The sequence below is a fragment of the Variovorax sp. J2L1-78 genome (genome assembly GCF_030317205.1).
Taxonomy (GTDB): domain Bacteria; phylum Pseudomonadota; class Gammaproteobacteria; order Burkholderiales; family Burkholderiaceae_C; genus Variovorax; species Variovorax arabinosiphilus.
The window spans coordinates 647231-660684 of record NZ_JASZYB010000002.1; the positions used below are offsets into that span (position 1 = coordinate 647231).

14 protein-coding genes are annotated in these 13454 nt (G+C 68.9%); 12 read left to right on the top strand and 2 right to left on the bottom strand.

Features of this window, described 5'->3' with window-relative positions; genetic code table 11:
• Positions 1-102 precede the first annotated feature (102 nt).
• Both xrtQ and QTH86_RS16980 read left to right on the top strand, forming a co-directional pair.
• Positions 103-1539 carry an exosortase Q, long form gene (gene xrtQ, locus QTH86_RS16975; RefSeq protein WP_286647372.1) on the top strand — a complete coding sequence of 479 codons (1437 nt, stop codon included), beginning with the start codon at positions 103-105 and terminating at the stop codon, positions 1537-1539.
• A 10-nt stretch (positions 1540-1549) separates the two neighbouring features.
• Positions 1550-2806 (top strand): biosynthetic peptidoglycan transglycosylase, encoded by a 1257-nt coding sequence (locus tag QTH86_RS16980; RefSeq protein ID WP_286647373.1) that lies wholly within the window; start codon positions 1550-1552, stop codon positions 2804-2806.
• 25 nt (positions 2807-2831) lie between these two features.
• Here the strand turns inward: QTH86_RS16980 and QTH86_RS16985 are convergent, their stop codons facing one another.
• A complete protein-coding gene (locus QTH86_RS16985) occupies positions 2832-2984 on the bottom strand; it encodes a hypothetical protein (RefSeq protein ID WP_286647374.1) in 153 nt (50 codons plus the stop codon).
• Between the two features lie 150 nt (positions 2985-3134).
• On the opposite strand from QTH86_RS16985, the gene QTH86_RS16990 reads away from it, so the two are divergent.
• The 7 genes from QTH86_RS16990 to QTH86_RS17020 all read left to right on the top strand — a co-directional run bounded on the left by QTH86_RS16990 (position 3135) and on the right by QTH86_RS17020 (position 9711).
• On the top strand, positions 3135-4232 hold the full coding sequence (locus QTH86_RS16990; protein ID WP_286647375.1) for an ABC transporter ATP-binding protein: 1098 nt from the start codon (positions 3135-3137) through the stop codon (positions 4230-4232).
• Positions 4233-4399: 167 nt separating this feature from the next.
• Positions 4400-5680 (top strand): ABC transporter substrate-binding protein, encoded by a 1281-nt coding sequence (locus tag QTH86_RS16995; protein ID WP_286647376.1) that lies wholly within the window; start codon positions 4400-4402, stop codon positions 5678-5680.
• Between the two features lie 4 nt (positions 5681-5684).
• Entirely contained in the window at positions 5685-6602 is a 918-nt protein-coding gene (locus QTH86_RS17000) for an ABC transporter permease (RefSeq protein WP_286647377.1), read from the top strand.
• A 295-nt stretch (positions 6603-6897) separates the two neighbouring features.
• A complete protein-coding gene (locus QTH86_RS17005) occupies positions 6898-7788 on the top strand; it encodes an ABC transporter permease (protein ID WP_286647378.1) in 891 nt (296 codons plus the stop codon).
• A gap of 7 nt (positions 7789-7795) precedes the next feature.
• The gene (locus QTH86_RS17010) at positions 7796-8530 is read left to right on the top strand and encodes an aspartate/glutamate racemase family protein (RefSeq protein WP_286647379.1); all 735 of its coding nucleotides are present in this window, start codon (positions 7796-7798) and stop codon (positions 8528-8530) included.
• An 82-nt stretch (positions 8531-8612) separates the two neighbouring features.
• Positions 8613-8939 (top strand): thioredoxin family protein, encoded by a 327-nt coding sequence (locus QTH86_RS17015; protein ID WP_286647380.1) that lies wholly within the window; start codon positions 8613-8615, stop codon positions 8937-8939.
• A 205-nt stretch (positions 8940-9144) separates the two neighbouring features.
• Complete coding sequence (locus QTH86_RS17020) at positions 9145-9711, top strand: Spy/CpxP family protein refolding chaperone (protein ID WP_286647381.1); 567 nt, start codon at positions 9145-9147, stop codon at positions 9709-9711.
• Positions 9712-9798: 87 nt separating this feature from the next.
• Here QTH86_RS17020 and QTH86_RS17025 read toward each other — a convergent pair whose 3' ends face one another.
• Positions 9799-10218 carry a serine/threonine protein kinase gene (locus tag QTH86_RS17025; RefSeq protein WP_286647382.1) on the bottom strand — a complete coding sequence of 140 codons (420 nt, stop codon included), beginning with the start codon at positions 10216-10218 and terminating at the stop codon, positions 9799-9801.
• Positions 10219-10490: 272 nt separating this feature from the next.
• On the opposite strand from QTH86_RS17025, the gene QTH86_RS17030 reads away from it, so the two are divergent.
• From QTH86_RS17030 to QTH86_RS17040, 3 genes are read left to right on the top strand one after another with little or no spacing between them, the layout of a single operon-like run.
• Positions 10491-11219, top strand: coding sequence for an endonuclease/exonuclease/phosphatase family protein (locus tag QTH86_RS17030; RefSeq protein WP_286647689.1), 729 nt, complete (start codon positions 10491-10493; stop codon positions 11217-11219).
• A complete protein-coding gene (gene clsB, locus QTH86_RS17035; RefSeq protein WP_286647383.1) occupies positions 11216-12454 on the top strand; it encodes a cardiolipin synthase ClsB in 1239 nt (412 codons plus the stop codon). The genes QTH86_RS17030 and clsB overlap by 4 nt, the downstream gene beginning before the upstream one ends.
• Positions 12454-13446 carry a lysylphosphatidylglycerol synthase domain-containing protein gene (locus tag QTH86_RS17040; protein WP_286647384.1) on the top strand — a complete coding sequence of 331 codons (993 nt, stop codon included), beginning with the start codon at positions 12454-12456 and terminating at the stop codon, positions 13444-13446. The genes clsB and QTH86_RS17040 overlap by 1 nt, the downstream gene beginning before the upstream one ends.
• Positions 13447-13454 lie beyond the last annotated feature (8 nt).

Genomic DNA, 13454 nt, shown 5'->3' on the forward strand with positions numbered 1-13454 from the left:
CCTCAAGGGGGCGATACCGGCGGCCCGGCGAAGCCGGTTCCGCGGTATCCCTGGTCTTTGGCCGCGCCGGTTTTCGCGGTCGTTGCGTGATGGAGAACTGACATGAACCTGGCGCACATCGCCTCTGCCCACCCGCGCATGATCGACGGCGGGATCCGCCTCGACCGCGTGCCCGCCGCCGCCTGGCTGGCCCTGCAGACCGTGGCCCTGTGGCCGACGTGGACCTGGATGGCCCGCCGGGTCGTGGACGGGTCGGACGACCCGCTGGGCCTGCTGGCCATCGCCGCGCTCGTGGCGCTGGTCGCATCGCTGCGCGGCGAACTGCGCGCGGCGCCCCGGCTCGGCTGGCTGCTGCTGGCCTCGCTCGGTACGCTGGCCGCCACGGCGCTGCACGGGGTGTTGCCGCCGCTGCTGTCTGGCCTGGTCGCCGTGCTGGCCTGGGCCTGCGGCCTGCTGGCCTTCCTGCCGCGCCGCGTGTCGGCGCTGCCCGTGGCGGGCCTGGCCGTGCTGGCGCTGCCACTGCTGTCGTCGCTGCAGTTCTATGCCGGCTACCCCTTGCGCGTGCTGACGGCGGAGGCGAGCCGCTGGTTGCTGATGCCGGGCTTCGACGTGGCGCGCGAAGGTAGCACGCTGTGGGTCGACGGGCAGCTCGTCATCGTCGATGCGCCCTGCTCCGGCGTGCAGATGGTGTGGCTGGGGTACTTCACCGCCTGTGTGGTCGCGCTGTGGGCGCGTCGCAGTGACCGCAGCTTCGCCGCGCGCCTGCCGGTCGTCGGGCTGCTGGTGCTGATCGGCAACGTGGTGCGCAACAGCGTGCTGGTGGCGCTGGAAGGCGCGGGCCAGGCACCGGCGCCCTGGGTGCACGACGCGCTGGGCCTGCTGGTGCTGGCCGCGGTGTGTGCCGGCATCGCACGTGCGATGGGGCGCGCCATGCCGGTGAATGCGTCGGCGTCGCCTGCTGGGCTGTCGATGCCCTGGCTCGAACGCTGGCTGGCCAACCGCTTCGTCCACCGCATCGCGCACAAGGCGCTGTTCGGTGTCGCGATGGCGGTGTGCGCGGTCGCCTCGGTGGCGCAGGCGTGGCAGGCCCCGGCGTCGCCGCCGGCGCACGCCTTCCACGAATGGCCGTCGACCTGGGACGGCGCACCGCTGCGGCCGCTGGCACTCAGCGAGGTCGAACACCGCTTCGCACAGCGCTTCCCGGGCGCCATCGCGCGCATGACCGACGGGCAAGGCGTCTTCGTGCTGCGCCATGTCGCATCGCCGACCCGCATGCTCCACCCGGCGGCCGACTGCTACCGCGCGCTCGGTTACCGTGTGGCGCAGGTCCGGCTGGAGAACGATGCGCAGCAGCGGTTGTGGCGCTGCTTCTCGGCGGTGCGCAAGCACGGAGAAACCCTGCGCGTGTGCGAGCGCATCGTCGACGCCGATGGCCGCGCTTTCACCGACACTTCAGCCTGGTACTGGGCCGCCGCGGCCGGGCAGTCGCCCGGGCCCTGGCAGGCCGTGACCGTGGCACGTTCGATGGGAGATCTGTGAGTCATTTGCCGTGAAAAGAGCATTGCGCCTGTTGTTGTTGAGCCTGCTGGCCCTGGTCGTCACCGCTGGCATCGCGCTCGCGCTGATCGTGAAACTGGTGCTGGCGCCGTCCACCGGCGAGTGGGCCGCCGAGGTGGGGCCACCCGTGCTGCGCCTCACGGTCGGCGTTCCGACGACGGTCCGGCTGGCGACTTCGCCCTGGTTCGCGCCGCACCTCGCCGGCCGTTCGATCGAAACCGCCCACGGCACCCTGCATTTCGACTGGAGCGATGCGACGCAGAGCCTGGGCCTGCGCTGCGGGCCCTGCGTCGTCGATGTGCCCGCGCTGGGCGCGCAGCCGATCCGCGTCGCGCAGTTGAGCGCCACCGTGCGGCGCGACGGTCACCTGCTCAACGGCCGCTTCGAAGCGACGCCGGCTGGGGATGCCGAACCGCCGCTCGCGGGCCGCTGGAACGGGCGCCTGTCGCAGAAGGGCTTGCAGCTGGCTTTCGACGCCGACGATGCACCGATCGCCCGCTGGTACCGGGTCATCGCCCCGTCGCTGCCCGAGCTGAAGCAGGCGCGCATCGGCGGCACGCTCGGCCTGCACGCGGAGCTCGGTCTGCCCGATGGCGCGCTCGCGCTGCGCCCACGCATCGCGGCCTTCACCGTGGAAGGCCTGGGCTCCGAGGCGCTGCTCGGCGCGCGCAGCAGCTGCGGTCCCTCGGCCAAGCTGGCCGCCGACAGCTGGCTCGCGCGTGCGGTCATCTCCGCGGAAGACCAGCGCTTCTTCCAGCACCCGGGCTACGACCTGGAGGAGCTCGGCGCCGCGCTGGCGGCCAACCAGAAGAGCGGCGGCGTGGAACGCGGCGGCAGCACGCTGACCCAGCAACTGGCCAAGCTGGCCATCACCGGTTCGGAACGCAGCGGCGAGCGCAAGCTGCGCGAGATGCTCTACGCGGTGGAGATGGAGCAGACGCTGGGCAAGGCGCGCATCCTGCAGCTGTACCTCGACAACGCCCCTTGGGGCGGCACCCTGTGCGGGGCCGAAGCCGCGGCCAGGCGCTACTTCGGGCGCGGCGCCCGCACGCTGGAGCCGGCGCAGGCCGCCTGGATGGCGGCGATGTTGCACAAGCCGTCGGCCGAACTGTCGCAGTGGCAGGCGACCGGCAGCATCGATGCGGCGCGCTTCAAGCGCGTGGCCGAGGGCATCCGCGGCATCAGCCGGGCGCAGCGCGAGTCGCTGCTGCGGGGGGTGGCGGCGGCGCGGTTCGCGGCGCCGTCCTGAGCGCGGCGGCCGCCGCTCAACGCAATCAAGTCAGCCGCGAGACAATGTAGGCGAGGCTGGTGACGAGCGTGATGTGGAACGCATACGGCAGGCGGTTTTCGGGGTGCGTCCCCATGATGGCGATGGCTCCGAGCACGAGTGTCAGCAGGCCGAGGCCGATCGTCGCTTGGAGGTCCATGGGGTGTGCGCTGCGGGCAGCGTGTCGTGGGGAGCGCCGGAAAGCGGTCGACGTGCAAATGAAGCAGATGGTAACGAATTCGTCTGACATGATATTTATGCACGGTATTGGTGCGCCTGTGATTGGCACATGTCTTGCGAAAGTGCGTGCATGGACGTTGCCACCCCGCCTCCCGCCGCTGTCGAAGTGATCGCGCTGACCAAGCGCTATGCGGCCGGCACGCCCGCCGCGGTCGACCAGATCGACCTGCGCATCGCCAGCGGCAGCTACTGCTGCCTGCTCGGCCCCTCGGGCTGCGGCAAGAGCACCACGCTGCGCATGATCGCGGGCCACGAGTCGGTGAGCACCGGCGACATCCTGCTCGACAACCGCAACATCACCGACCTGCCCGCCGCCGCGCGCGGCACGGCCATGATGTTCCAGAGCTTCGCGCTGTTCCCGCACCTCTCGGCCCTCGACAACGTGGCCTTCAGCCTGAAGATGAAGGGAGTCGGCAAGGCCGAGCGCCAGAAGCGCGCCGGCGACCTGCTCGAACGGGTGGCCATGGGCCATCTGGCCGAGCGCAAGCCCGGCGAACTCTCCGGGGGCCAGCAGCAGCGCGTGGCGCTGGCCCGCGCGTTGATCACCGAGCCGCGGGTGCTGCTGCTCGACGAGCCGCTGTCGGCGCTCGATCCCTTCCTGCGCATCCAGATGCGCGCCGAGCTGCGTCGCTGGCAGAAGGAACTGGGCCTGACCTTCATCCACGTCACGCACTCGCAGGAAGAGGCGATGGCACTGGCTGACACCATGGTCGTGATGAACCACGGCCTGATCGAGCAGGTCGGCTCGCCGCACGAGGTCTACAACCACCCGGCCAGCGAATTCGTCGCGCGCTTCATGGGGGGCCACAACGTGCTCGACACGCCGGCCGGCCCGATCGCCGTGCGCAACGACCACATGCAGATCGCCCCCGACGGCGCCGGCCCGGGCCTTGCCGCGCACGTGACCGACGTCGAATACCAGGGCACCTACGTGCTGCTCGGCCTGGCCCTCGACGGCGTGGCCAAGGCGCGCCAGACCGTCTCGGTGCTGCTCGGCGAAGCCGCCTTCCTGGCGCGGCCCTATGCGTCGGGCGACGCGGTGCGCCTGACCTGGGCCGAGGCCGATGCGCGGGTGCTCGGCCCCGGGGCCCAGCGCCCGGCCGACCCTGCCACCACGGCCCCTGCCGAGCGCGACGACACCGCGGCCATCGCCGCCTTCGTGGCCTGAGAACGTGCGAATGAACCTGCTGCGCACCCCGATCTCGCATCTGCGGTCCTCACCGCACGCGAGTGCGGCTCCGGTCCTCGACGCAAGCTCGGGGCGCTCGCGACGGTTCCTTCACACGTTCTGAGCCCGCCACTCATTCTTGTCAAACCAGCAACCGGAGACCTTCCATGTCCGAACCCATCGACACGTCCAGCCCAGGCCTGCAACGCCGCACCCTCATTCAAGGCGGCGCCGGCCTGGCCGGCATCCTGGCCAGCGGCATGGCGCCCTTCGTGCGTGCGCAGGAGAAGGTCGTGCTGCGCTACCTGGGCACCGCGGTGAACCAGGACAAGGCCATTGCCGAGAAGTTCAAGGCCGACACCGGCATCGAGATCCAGTACGTGGCCGTGACCACCGACGACGTGACCAAGCGCGCCGTCACCGCGCCCAACAGCTTCGACCTGATCGACACCGAGTTCTTCTCGCTCAAGAAGATCGTGCCGACCGGCAACTTGAAGGGCATCGACACCAAGAAGATCAAGAACGCCGACAAGATCACCCCGCTGTTCACGCAAGGCATGGTGGCCGGCAAGGCCGTCGGCGACCAGGGCACCGCGCCCAAGAAGGTGATCTACCTCGAAGGCGAGAAATCGAAGAAGTTCGCGACGTCGCCGACGCAGTTCATGTCGCTGATTCCCACGGTCTACAACGCCGACACGCTGGGCATCCGGCCCGACCTGATCAAGCGCCCGATCGAATCGTGGGCCGAGCTGCTCAACCCCGAGTTCAAGGGCAAGGCCGCGATCCTGAACATCCCGTCGATCGGCATCATGGACGCGGCGATGGTGGTGGAGGCCAAGGGCATCCACAAGTACAAGGACAAGGGCAACATGACCAAGGCCGAGATCGACCTGACGATCAAGACCCTGATCGAGGCCAAGAAGGCCGGCCAGTTCCGCGCGCTGTGGAAGGACTTCAACGAGTCGGTGAACCTGATGGCCTCGGGCGAAGTGGTGATCCAGTCGATGTGGTCGCCCGCCGTGACGGCCGTGCGCACCAAGGGCATCGCCTGCAACTTCCAGCCGCTGAAAGAAGGCTATCGCGCCTGGGCTGCCGGCTTCGGCCTGCCGGCCACGCTGAGCGGCAAGAAGCTCGACGGCGCCTATGAATTCATCAACTGGTTCCTCGACGGCTGGGCCGGTGCCTACCTCAACCGCCAGGGCTACTACAGCGCCGTGCTCGACACCGCCAAGGCCAAGATGGAAGCGTACGAGTGGGCCTACTGGATGGAAGGCAAGGCCGCCTCGCAAGATATCAAGAGCCCGAACGGCGACGTGCTGGCCAAGGCCGGCTCGGTGCGCGACGGCGGCAGCTACGAACAGCGCATGGGCGGCATCGCCTGCTGGAACGCGGTGATGGACGAGAACGAGTACATGGTCCGCAAGTGGAACGAGTTCGTGGCTGCGTGATCCTGTGAGCGCCCCCACCACCAGCGCGCACGCGCCCAGCCCCTCCGTCCACGCCGTCAAGGCGTGGTGGCAGGCGGCGCCGTTCGCGCTGGTGTTCCTGCTGTTCTTCCTGATTCCGCTGGCGCTGATCGCGATGGTCAGCCTGTGGAATTTCAACGAGTACGAGCTGATCCCTGCGGTCACGCTGCGCAACTACTTCAGCCTGTTCGAAGGCTGCTCGCAGCTCACAGACAACGGCGACCTGTGCGTGACGCTCAGCACCTACCTCAGCACGCTCAAGTTCTGCCTGCTGGTGTGGGGCATCACGCTGCTCGTCGGCTTCTCGGTCGCGTACTTCCTGGCCTTCCATGTGCGCTCGTCGACGATGCAGACGGTGCTCTTCGTGCTGTGCACCGTGCCCTTCTGGACCTCCAACGTGATCCGCATGATCTCGTGGGTGCCGCTGCTGGGCCGCAACGGGCTGGTCAACCAGGGGCTGATGGGCCTCGGCGTGGTGAACGAGCCGGTCGAATGGCTGCTGTTCTCTGATTTCTCGGTGGTGCTCGCCTTCGTGCACCTCTACACGATGTTCATGATCGTGCCGATCTTCAACTCGATGATGCGCATCGACCGTTCGCTGCTCGAAGCGGCCAACGACTCGGGCGCGACCGGCTGGCAGACGCTGTGGAACGTGATCGTCCCGCTGTCGCGCACCGGCATCCTGATCGGCTCGATCTTCGTCATCACCATCGTCATGGGCGATTTCGTCACCATCGGCGTGATGGGCGGCCAGCAGATCGCCTCCATCGGCAAGATCATCCAGGTGCAGACGTCCTACCTGCAGTTCCCGCTCGCGGCGGCCAACGCGATGATCTTGCTGGCCGTGGTGCTGATGATCATCTGGGGCCTGACGCGGCTCGTCGATATCCGGAAGGAACTCTGATGCGACAGAGTCCTTCGATTCGTTGCAGGCGGGCTCGCGCCGACGGCGTACTCTGCTCCGCGAATGTCCCCCGGCCTGCGGCCTCCTCCTTGATTTCGCTGCGCAGAGCACACCATCGACCCGATCCGTCACGGTGGTCGTTGTTCGACGCTTCGCACGACGCAGCGTCACCCGTGTCGAGGGTATGGGGTGTCCCCCGCAGCGAAATAAAGGAGGAGCCGACGCAGTCGGCGGGGGACATTCGCGGAGGGGGATACCCCGTGGCCTCGGCACGCGTCCTCGAAGGACAGCCATCATGAGCAACCGCATCGGCGAAAAACGCGCCGCCGGCTTCTGGCCGCTCGCGATAGTGTTCGCGCTCTTCGTGCTGTTCCTCTACGGCCCGATGATCACGATCTTCGTGCTCAGCTTCCAGGGCCCCGAAGGCGGCCTCACCTTCCCGCTGCGCGGGGTGTCGCTGCACTGGTTCTACAAGCTGGCCGAGGGGCTGGGAACGGTCGACATCGGCGCCGCCTTCCGTCGCTCGCTGGCGCTGGGCGCGGTGGTGATGGCCTTCACCGTCGTGCTGTCGGTGCTGGCGGGCCTGGCCTTTCGCAAGAAGCTGGTGGGCAGCAACCTGCTCTTCTTCGTCACGGTGGCCAGCCTGATCATGCCGTCGATCATCATCTCGCTGGGCATCGGCCTGCAGTTCCGCCTGCTCGACACCGGCATCAAGGAGGCACTGACCGCCATCGACGCGACCAGCACGCTCGAGAACTATGGCACCGCGCTCGGCCTGTTCACCTCGGCGCTCGGCGCGCACCTGACGTGGACGCTGCCCTTCGGCCTGCTCATCATGTTCGCGGTGTTCAACCGCTTCAATCCCGCCTATGAGGAAGCGGCACGCGACCTCGGCGCCACGCCCTGGCAGACCTTCCGCCACGTGGTGCTGCCGCTGATCGGCCCGTCGATCGTGGGCATCGGCATGTTCGGCTTCACGCTGAGCTGGGACGAGATCGCCCGCACCTCGCAGGCCATCGGCGACGTCAACACGCTGCCGCTCGAGCTGCAGGGCCTCACCTCCACCGTGACCACGCCCTCGATCTACGCGCTGGGCACGGTCACCACCATCGTGTCGCTGGGCGTGATGGCGATCGCGCTCGGCACGGCTTCGCTGCTGCGCCGCCGCGCCACCCGTCGTCGCTGAGGTCCCTGTGCCGCACCTTCTCGTCATCAACCCCAACACCTCGACATCCGTCACCGCGCTGCTGCAGCAGCACGTGCAGAAGGCGCTCGGCGAAGCGATGGAGGTGCAGAGCGTCACGGCCCGTTTCGGCGCGCCGTACATCTCGTCCGAAGCCACCTACGCGGTGGCGAATCATTCGGTCCTCGACGCGTGGGCAGCCACGGTCGCAAAAGACGGCTGCAAGCCCGACGCGGTGCTGATCGGCTGCTTCGGCGACCCGGGCCTCTTCGCGCTGCGCGAAGGCGCCGGCGTGCCGGTGGGCGGACTGGCCGAGGCGGCCTTCTCGGCGGCCGCGTGGCATGGCCGCTTCGCCATCGTGACCGGCGGCGAGCGCTGGCGACCGATGCTGTCGCGCCTGGCCGGCGCGCTGGGCCACACCCAGACGCTGGCGGGCATCCATACGGTCGCACCCACCGGTGCGCAGCTGATGGCCGACCCGGCCGGCGCGCGCCAGCTGCTGGCCGATGCCTGTTGCCAGGCCGCCGAGCGTTTCAAGGCGCAGGCCGTGATCCTCGGTGGCGCGGGGCTGGCCGGCATGGCGGCCGACATCGCGTCGCAGGTGCCGGTGCCGCTGATCGACAGCGTGCAGGCCGGGGCGGAATGGGCGCTCGACGCCTTGCGCCGCAAGACGACCGCTTCCGCCGACGAGCGCTTCGGCGTGGCCTGGCAGAACGTGTCGTGGGAAATGACCGCCCTCGAATGACCGCGCCGTCAGGGCCTTCAGGCCTTGGCCGACGACATGGTCGCGCCGCGCATGCCACCATCGCGGCAGAAAAGGACCGCGAATGAGCACCCCCTACACCCCCGAAACCGAAATCCGCGCCGACATCGACCGGTGGCGCGGCCCCGCCGTGGTGGACTTCGGCACCAACTGGTGCGGCCATTGCCAGGCGGCGCAGCCGCTGGTCGATGCAGCGTTCGCCGCGCAGCCCGCGGTGCGTCACCTGAAGGTCGAAGACGGCAGCGGCCGGCCGCTGGGGCGGAGCTTCCGGGTCAAGCTGTGGCCCACGCTGGTCTTCCTGCGCGACGGGCAGGAGGTCGAGCGGCTGGTGCGACCCACCGACCCGGCCGCCGTCCGAGATGCACTTGCGCGCATCGCGATGCCGGGCTGAGCGCGGACGCGGCGTCGGCGCGCCGTTCACGGATCTTTACGCCCGCTCACCGACGGTTGACCGCAGCGGCAAGCCGGCGAAACATCCGGACCCCACACTTCCCTTCACCTGCTGCCGAAGGGCGACAGGCAGGACCCCGGCACCGCAGCCTCGATGAACGATCCCGCGGCAGGCCAGCGTCCTCACTCTGAAAGGAAACGCTCTCATGATCTCCGCACGTCAACGCATCCTGTGGGCCAGCCTGCTGGCCTCGGCCACCTTCGCCGCATCGGCCCAGACGCCGCCGCCTTCCAACGTGCCGCCTGCCATCACGCAGGCCGCCTCGCCGGCCCAGGCCGACCAGCGCGCCCACAAGCCGCGCGACGGCAAGGGCTTCGAGCGCATGCAGGAACGCCGCGCCAAGCACCTGGCCGACCTCAAGGCCAAGCTGAAGCTCGAGGCCTCGCAGGAAGGCGCCTGGTCGACTTTCACCAGTGCCATCCAGCCGCCGGCATCGCCTGCGCAGCGCCCGGACCGCGCCGCCATGCGCGCCGAGTTCGAGAAGATGACCACGCCGCAGCGCCTGGACCGCATGCAGGCCCGCCAGAGCGAACGCGCCGCGCGCTTCGCCCAGCGTGCCGATGCGACACGCACCTTCTACGCCGCGCTCACCCCAGCGCAGCAGAAGACCTTCGATGTGGAAGGCATGCGCTTCGGCCCACGGGGCGCCCATGGCGGGCACGGCCCGCACCAGGGCCAGCACGGCCATCGTCCTGCGCCAGCGAAGGGCTGATCGACCCGCCGGCCTGCGGGTCGGTGGCGTCCACAAAAAAGCCCGCGGCAGCGATGCCGCGGGCTTCTTCACATGGGGGCGTCGTGCTTACTTGGGCGTGCCGGTCGAGTTCTTCGGATTCGTCGGCACGTCCGGGCGCTCGCCCTTCTGACCGAACTGCGGCGTGGGCTTGACGGCGTCCTGGCGCACCTCGGCACGCGTCGTGCCGCTCATCACCTGCGGCGTGGCGTTGGGCTGGTTGTTGGTGCGCGTGCTCGCCTCGCCGCCGGGCGTCGTCGTGTTGGCCGGGTTGCGGTTGTTCGCGCGGGCCTCTGCTTTCACAGCATCGCGCGAAGCCGGCATGCTGCCGTCGGGGCGCTGGGAAGGGTTGGGCACACCGGCACGCGACTCGGTGCTGGCCTGGCCGGCGGTCGACGGCGGCATCACCGGCGCGGGCGTCTGGGCGAAGGCAGCGCCTGCGCTGAGCAGGGTGGCGAATGCGATGGCGGGGGTCAGAATTTTCGTCATGGTTGTCTTCCTTGGGAGGTGATGAAAAGGTTGGAATCGACAGCCTCTTCGTGCTGTTGAGGGCCACCGTAGAAGCCGGTGCTGCGCGACGCTGTGGGGCGTCGGGGCGTGGGCCTGTAGGACGCGGCAGCGGGCCGGCGAAGACGCTGGAGCGTCCTACAGCGGGAAACAGCGCGTCGCCCTACAAAGGAGGTCATGTGCTTTTTCACCCTGCCGCTGTGAGCGACGCCACTCCGCCCTCCGAACAGCGAACCCCCGTGTCGCTCAAGGTCATGACCGTGAACATCCACAAGGGATTCACGGCGCTCAATCGCAAGTTCATCCTGCCGGAGCTGCGCGAGGCGGTGCGGACGGTCGGTGCCGACGTGGTCTTCCTGCAGGAGGTGCAGGGCACGCATGCGCGCCATGCCCGCAAGCACGACAACTGGCCCGAGGCGCCGCACTATGAATTCCTGGCCGACACCATGTGGCCGCAGTTCGCCTACGGGCGCAACGCGGTGTATCCGAAGGGGCACCATGGCAATGCCGTGCTGTCGAAGTTCCCGATCGCGAGCTTCACGAACCACGACGTGTCGATCGCCGGGCCGGAGAAGCGCGGCCTGCTGCACTGCGCGCTGCGCGTGCCGGGGCGCGTGGGCGAGGTGCACGTGATCTGCGCGCACCTGGGCCTGGCCGAGTCGCACCGCCAGCAGCAGCTCGAGCTGCTCTGCCACATCGTGCGCGACGAGGTGCCGGCGGATGCGCCGCTGGTGGTCGCCGGCGACTTCAACGATTGGCGCGGCCGGGCGCACGACATCCTGGCCGATGGGGCCAACCTGCGCGAAGTCTTCGTCCATGCCAACGGTGCAGCGGCCAAGACCTTTCCGGCGCGCTTCCCGCTGTTGCCCTTGGATCGCATCTATGTGCGCAACGCAGGCGTGCACTCGCCGATCGTGCTGCCGCGCAAGCCGTGGTCGCATCTGTCGGACCATGCGCCGCTGGTGGCGGAGATCGAGTTGTGAACGGGCGCCGCTGGCTCCAGGGCAACGCGATCGAGCTGCTCGAGAACGGCGAGCAGTTCTTCCCGCGCGTGTTCGAGGCGATCCGCGAGGCGCAGCGCGAGGTGATTGTCGAGACCTTCATCCTGTTCGACGACAAGGTCGGCCAAGGGCTGCATGCGGCGCTGCGTTCGGCGGCGCAGCGCGGCGTGAAGGTCGACCTGATGATCGATGGCTTCGGCTCGCCCGACCTCTCGCCCGAGTTCATCGGCGGGCTCACGTCCGTGGGCGTGAAGGTGCGCGTGTTCGACCCGGGGCGGCAGGTCTTCGGCCAGCGCCTGAACGTGTTCCGCCGCATGCACCGCAAGATCGTGGTCGTCGACGGACAGCGCGCGTTCGTGGGTGGCATCAACTACTCGGCCGACCACCTGATGGACTTCGGGCCGAAGGCCAAGCAGGACTACGCCGTGGAACTGCGCGGCCCGGTCGTCACCGAGATCCACCGCTTCGTGCTGCACGCGATCGCGGTCGGCGGCAAGGGCTCGGGCTGGTTCCGTCGGCGCCTGAAGGCCGCGCGCCACGAGGAGCTGAACAGCCCCGTCGGCGAGGCCGAGGTGCAGCTGGTCACGCGCGACAACCGGCGCCACACCAACGACATCGAGCGCCACTACCGTGCGGCCATTCGCACCGCGCGCGAGCGCATCGTGATCGCCAATGCCTACTTCTTTCCCGGCTACCGGCTCATCAAGGAGATGCGCCGCGCCGCCCGCCGCGGCGTGGACGTGCGCCTCATCCTGCAGGGCGAACCCGACATGCCGATTGTCAAGACGGCGGCCAGCCTGCTCTACCACCACCTGCTGAATGCGGGGGTGCGCGTCTATGAGTACTGCGAGCGTCCGCTGCATGGCAAGGTGGCGCTGATGGACGACCAGTGGAGCACGGTGGGTTCGAGCAACCTCGACCCGCTGAGCCTGTCGCTCAACCTCGAGGCCAATGTGATCGTGCGCGACCGCGCTTTCAACCAGGTGCTGTCGGAACGGCTCGAGCACCTGATGACGTACAGCTGCAAGCAGATCCGGGTCGAGGACCTCGCCGAATGGAGCGGCTGGCGGCTGGTGCGCAGCTTCCTCATCTTCCACGTGCTGCGCTGGTACCCGTCGCTCACCGGCTGGCTGCCACGCCATGCGCCGCGGCTCAAGCCGCTCGACCCGCCGCCCTTGCCGCCGGCCGGCGCGACGCAGACCGAAACGGCGGCGTGATGGCGGCGGCCCCCGGCGCTGCGGACAACGACGTGACGTCGTCCAACAAGCGGTCCGGGCGGCCCTGGTGGCCGCGGGTCAAGCGCATCGGCACGTGGGTGTTCTTCGGGCTCGTCGCCTGGTTGATCGTCGAGCAGGCGCGCGGCATCGACTGGGACGACGTGCTCGGCGCGTTCTCGAAGTTGCCGGCCACCACCCTCGCCTTGGCCGCCACCCTGGTGGCGGCGAGCTTCGTGCTGTACAGCACCTTCGACCTGCTGGGCCGCCGCATGACCGGGCACCCGCTTGGCGCCGGCACGGTGATGGGCGTGACCTTCGTGAGCTACGCCTTCAACCTCAACCTCGGCTCGCTGGTCGGCGGCGTCGCCTTTCGCTACCGGCTCTATTCGCGGCTGGGGCTCGACAACCCGACCATCACGCGTGTGCTCGGCTTCAGCATGCTCACCAACTGGTTCGGCTACCTGGTCGTCGCCGGTGCTGCCTTCTGCTTCTGGCCGCTCGAGCTGCCGGCCAACTGGAAGATCGACAACGGTGGACTGCGCGTGCTCGGCGCCGTGCTGCTGGTGCTGGCCGCGGGCTATCTCGCCCTGTGCGCGTTGGTGAGCGACAAGACCTGGCACATCCGCGGCCACGCCTTCCAGCCCCCGCCCCTTCGGATGGCGCTGCTGCAGATGCTCATGTCGTGCACCAACTGGTGCCTGATGGGCGGCGTGGTGTGGCTGCTGCTGCAGCGGACGGTGCCGTATCCGGAAGTGGTGGCGGTGCTGCTGGTCGGCGCCGTGGCGGGCGTCATCACCCATGTGCCGGCGGGCCTGGGCGTGCTCGAGGCGGTGTTCGTCGCGCTGCTGTTGCATCGCCTGCCGCAGGGCCAGATCCTCGCCGCGCTGATCGGCTACCGGGTGCTGTACTACCTCCTGCCCCTGGCCATCGCGACGGTGAGCTACCTCGTGATGGAAGTGCGTGCGCGCCGGTTGGCGGCAAGCCACGCCTGAACGTCGCG

Coding starts and splice junctions, on each gene's coding strand:
- QTH86_RS16990 (WP_286647375.1), top strand. CDS start 3,135: ATGGACGTTGCCACCCCGCCTCCCGCCGCTGTCGAAGTGATCGCGCTG.
- QTH86_RS17040 (WP_286647384.1), top strand. CDS start 12,454: ATGGCGGCGGCCCCCGGCGCTGCGGACAACGACGTGACGTCGTCCAAC.
- QTH86_RS17030 (WP_286647689.1), top strand. CDS start 10,491: ATGACCGTGAACATCCACAAGGGATTCACGGCGCTCAATCGCAAGTTC.
- QTH86_RS17015 (WP_286647380.1), top strand. CDS start 8,613: ATGAGCACCCCCTACACCCCCGAAACCGAAATCCGCGCCGACATCGAC.
- xrtQ (WP_286647372.1), top strand. CDS start 103: ATGAACCTGGCGCACATCGCCTCTGCCCACCCGCGCATGATCGACGGC.
- QTH86_RS17025 (WP_286647382.1), bottom strand. CDS start 10,218: ATGACGAAAATTCTGACCCCCGCCATCGCATTCGCCACCCTGCTCAGC.
- QTH86_RS16995 (WP_286647376.1), top strand. CDS start 4,400: ATGTCCGAACCCATCGACACGTCCAGCCCAGGCCTGCAACGCCGCACC.
- QTH86_RS17020 (WP_286647381.1), top strand. CDS start 9,145: ATGATCTCCGCACGTCAACGCATCCTGTGGGCCAGCCTGCTGGCCTCG.
- QTH86_RS17005 (WP_286647378.1), top strand. CDS start 6,898: ATGAGCAACCGCATCGGCGAAAAACGCGCCGCCGGCTTCTGGCCGCTC.
- QTH86_RS16985 (WP_286647374.1), bottom strand. CDS start 2,984: ATGGACCTCCAAGCGACGATCGGCCTCGGCCTGCTGACACTCGTGCTC.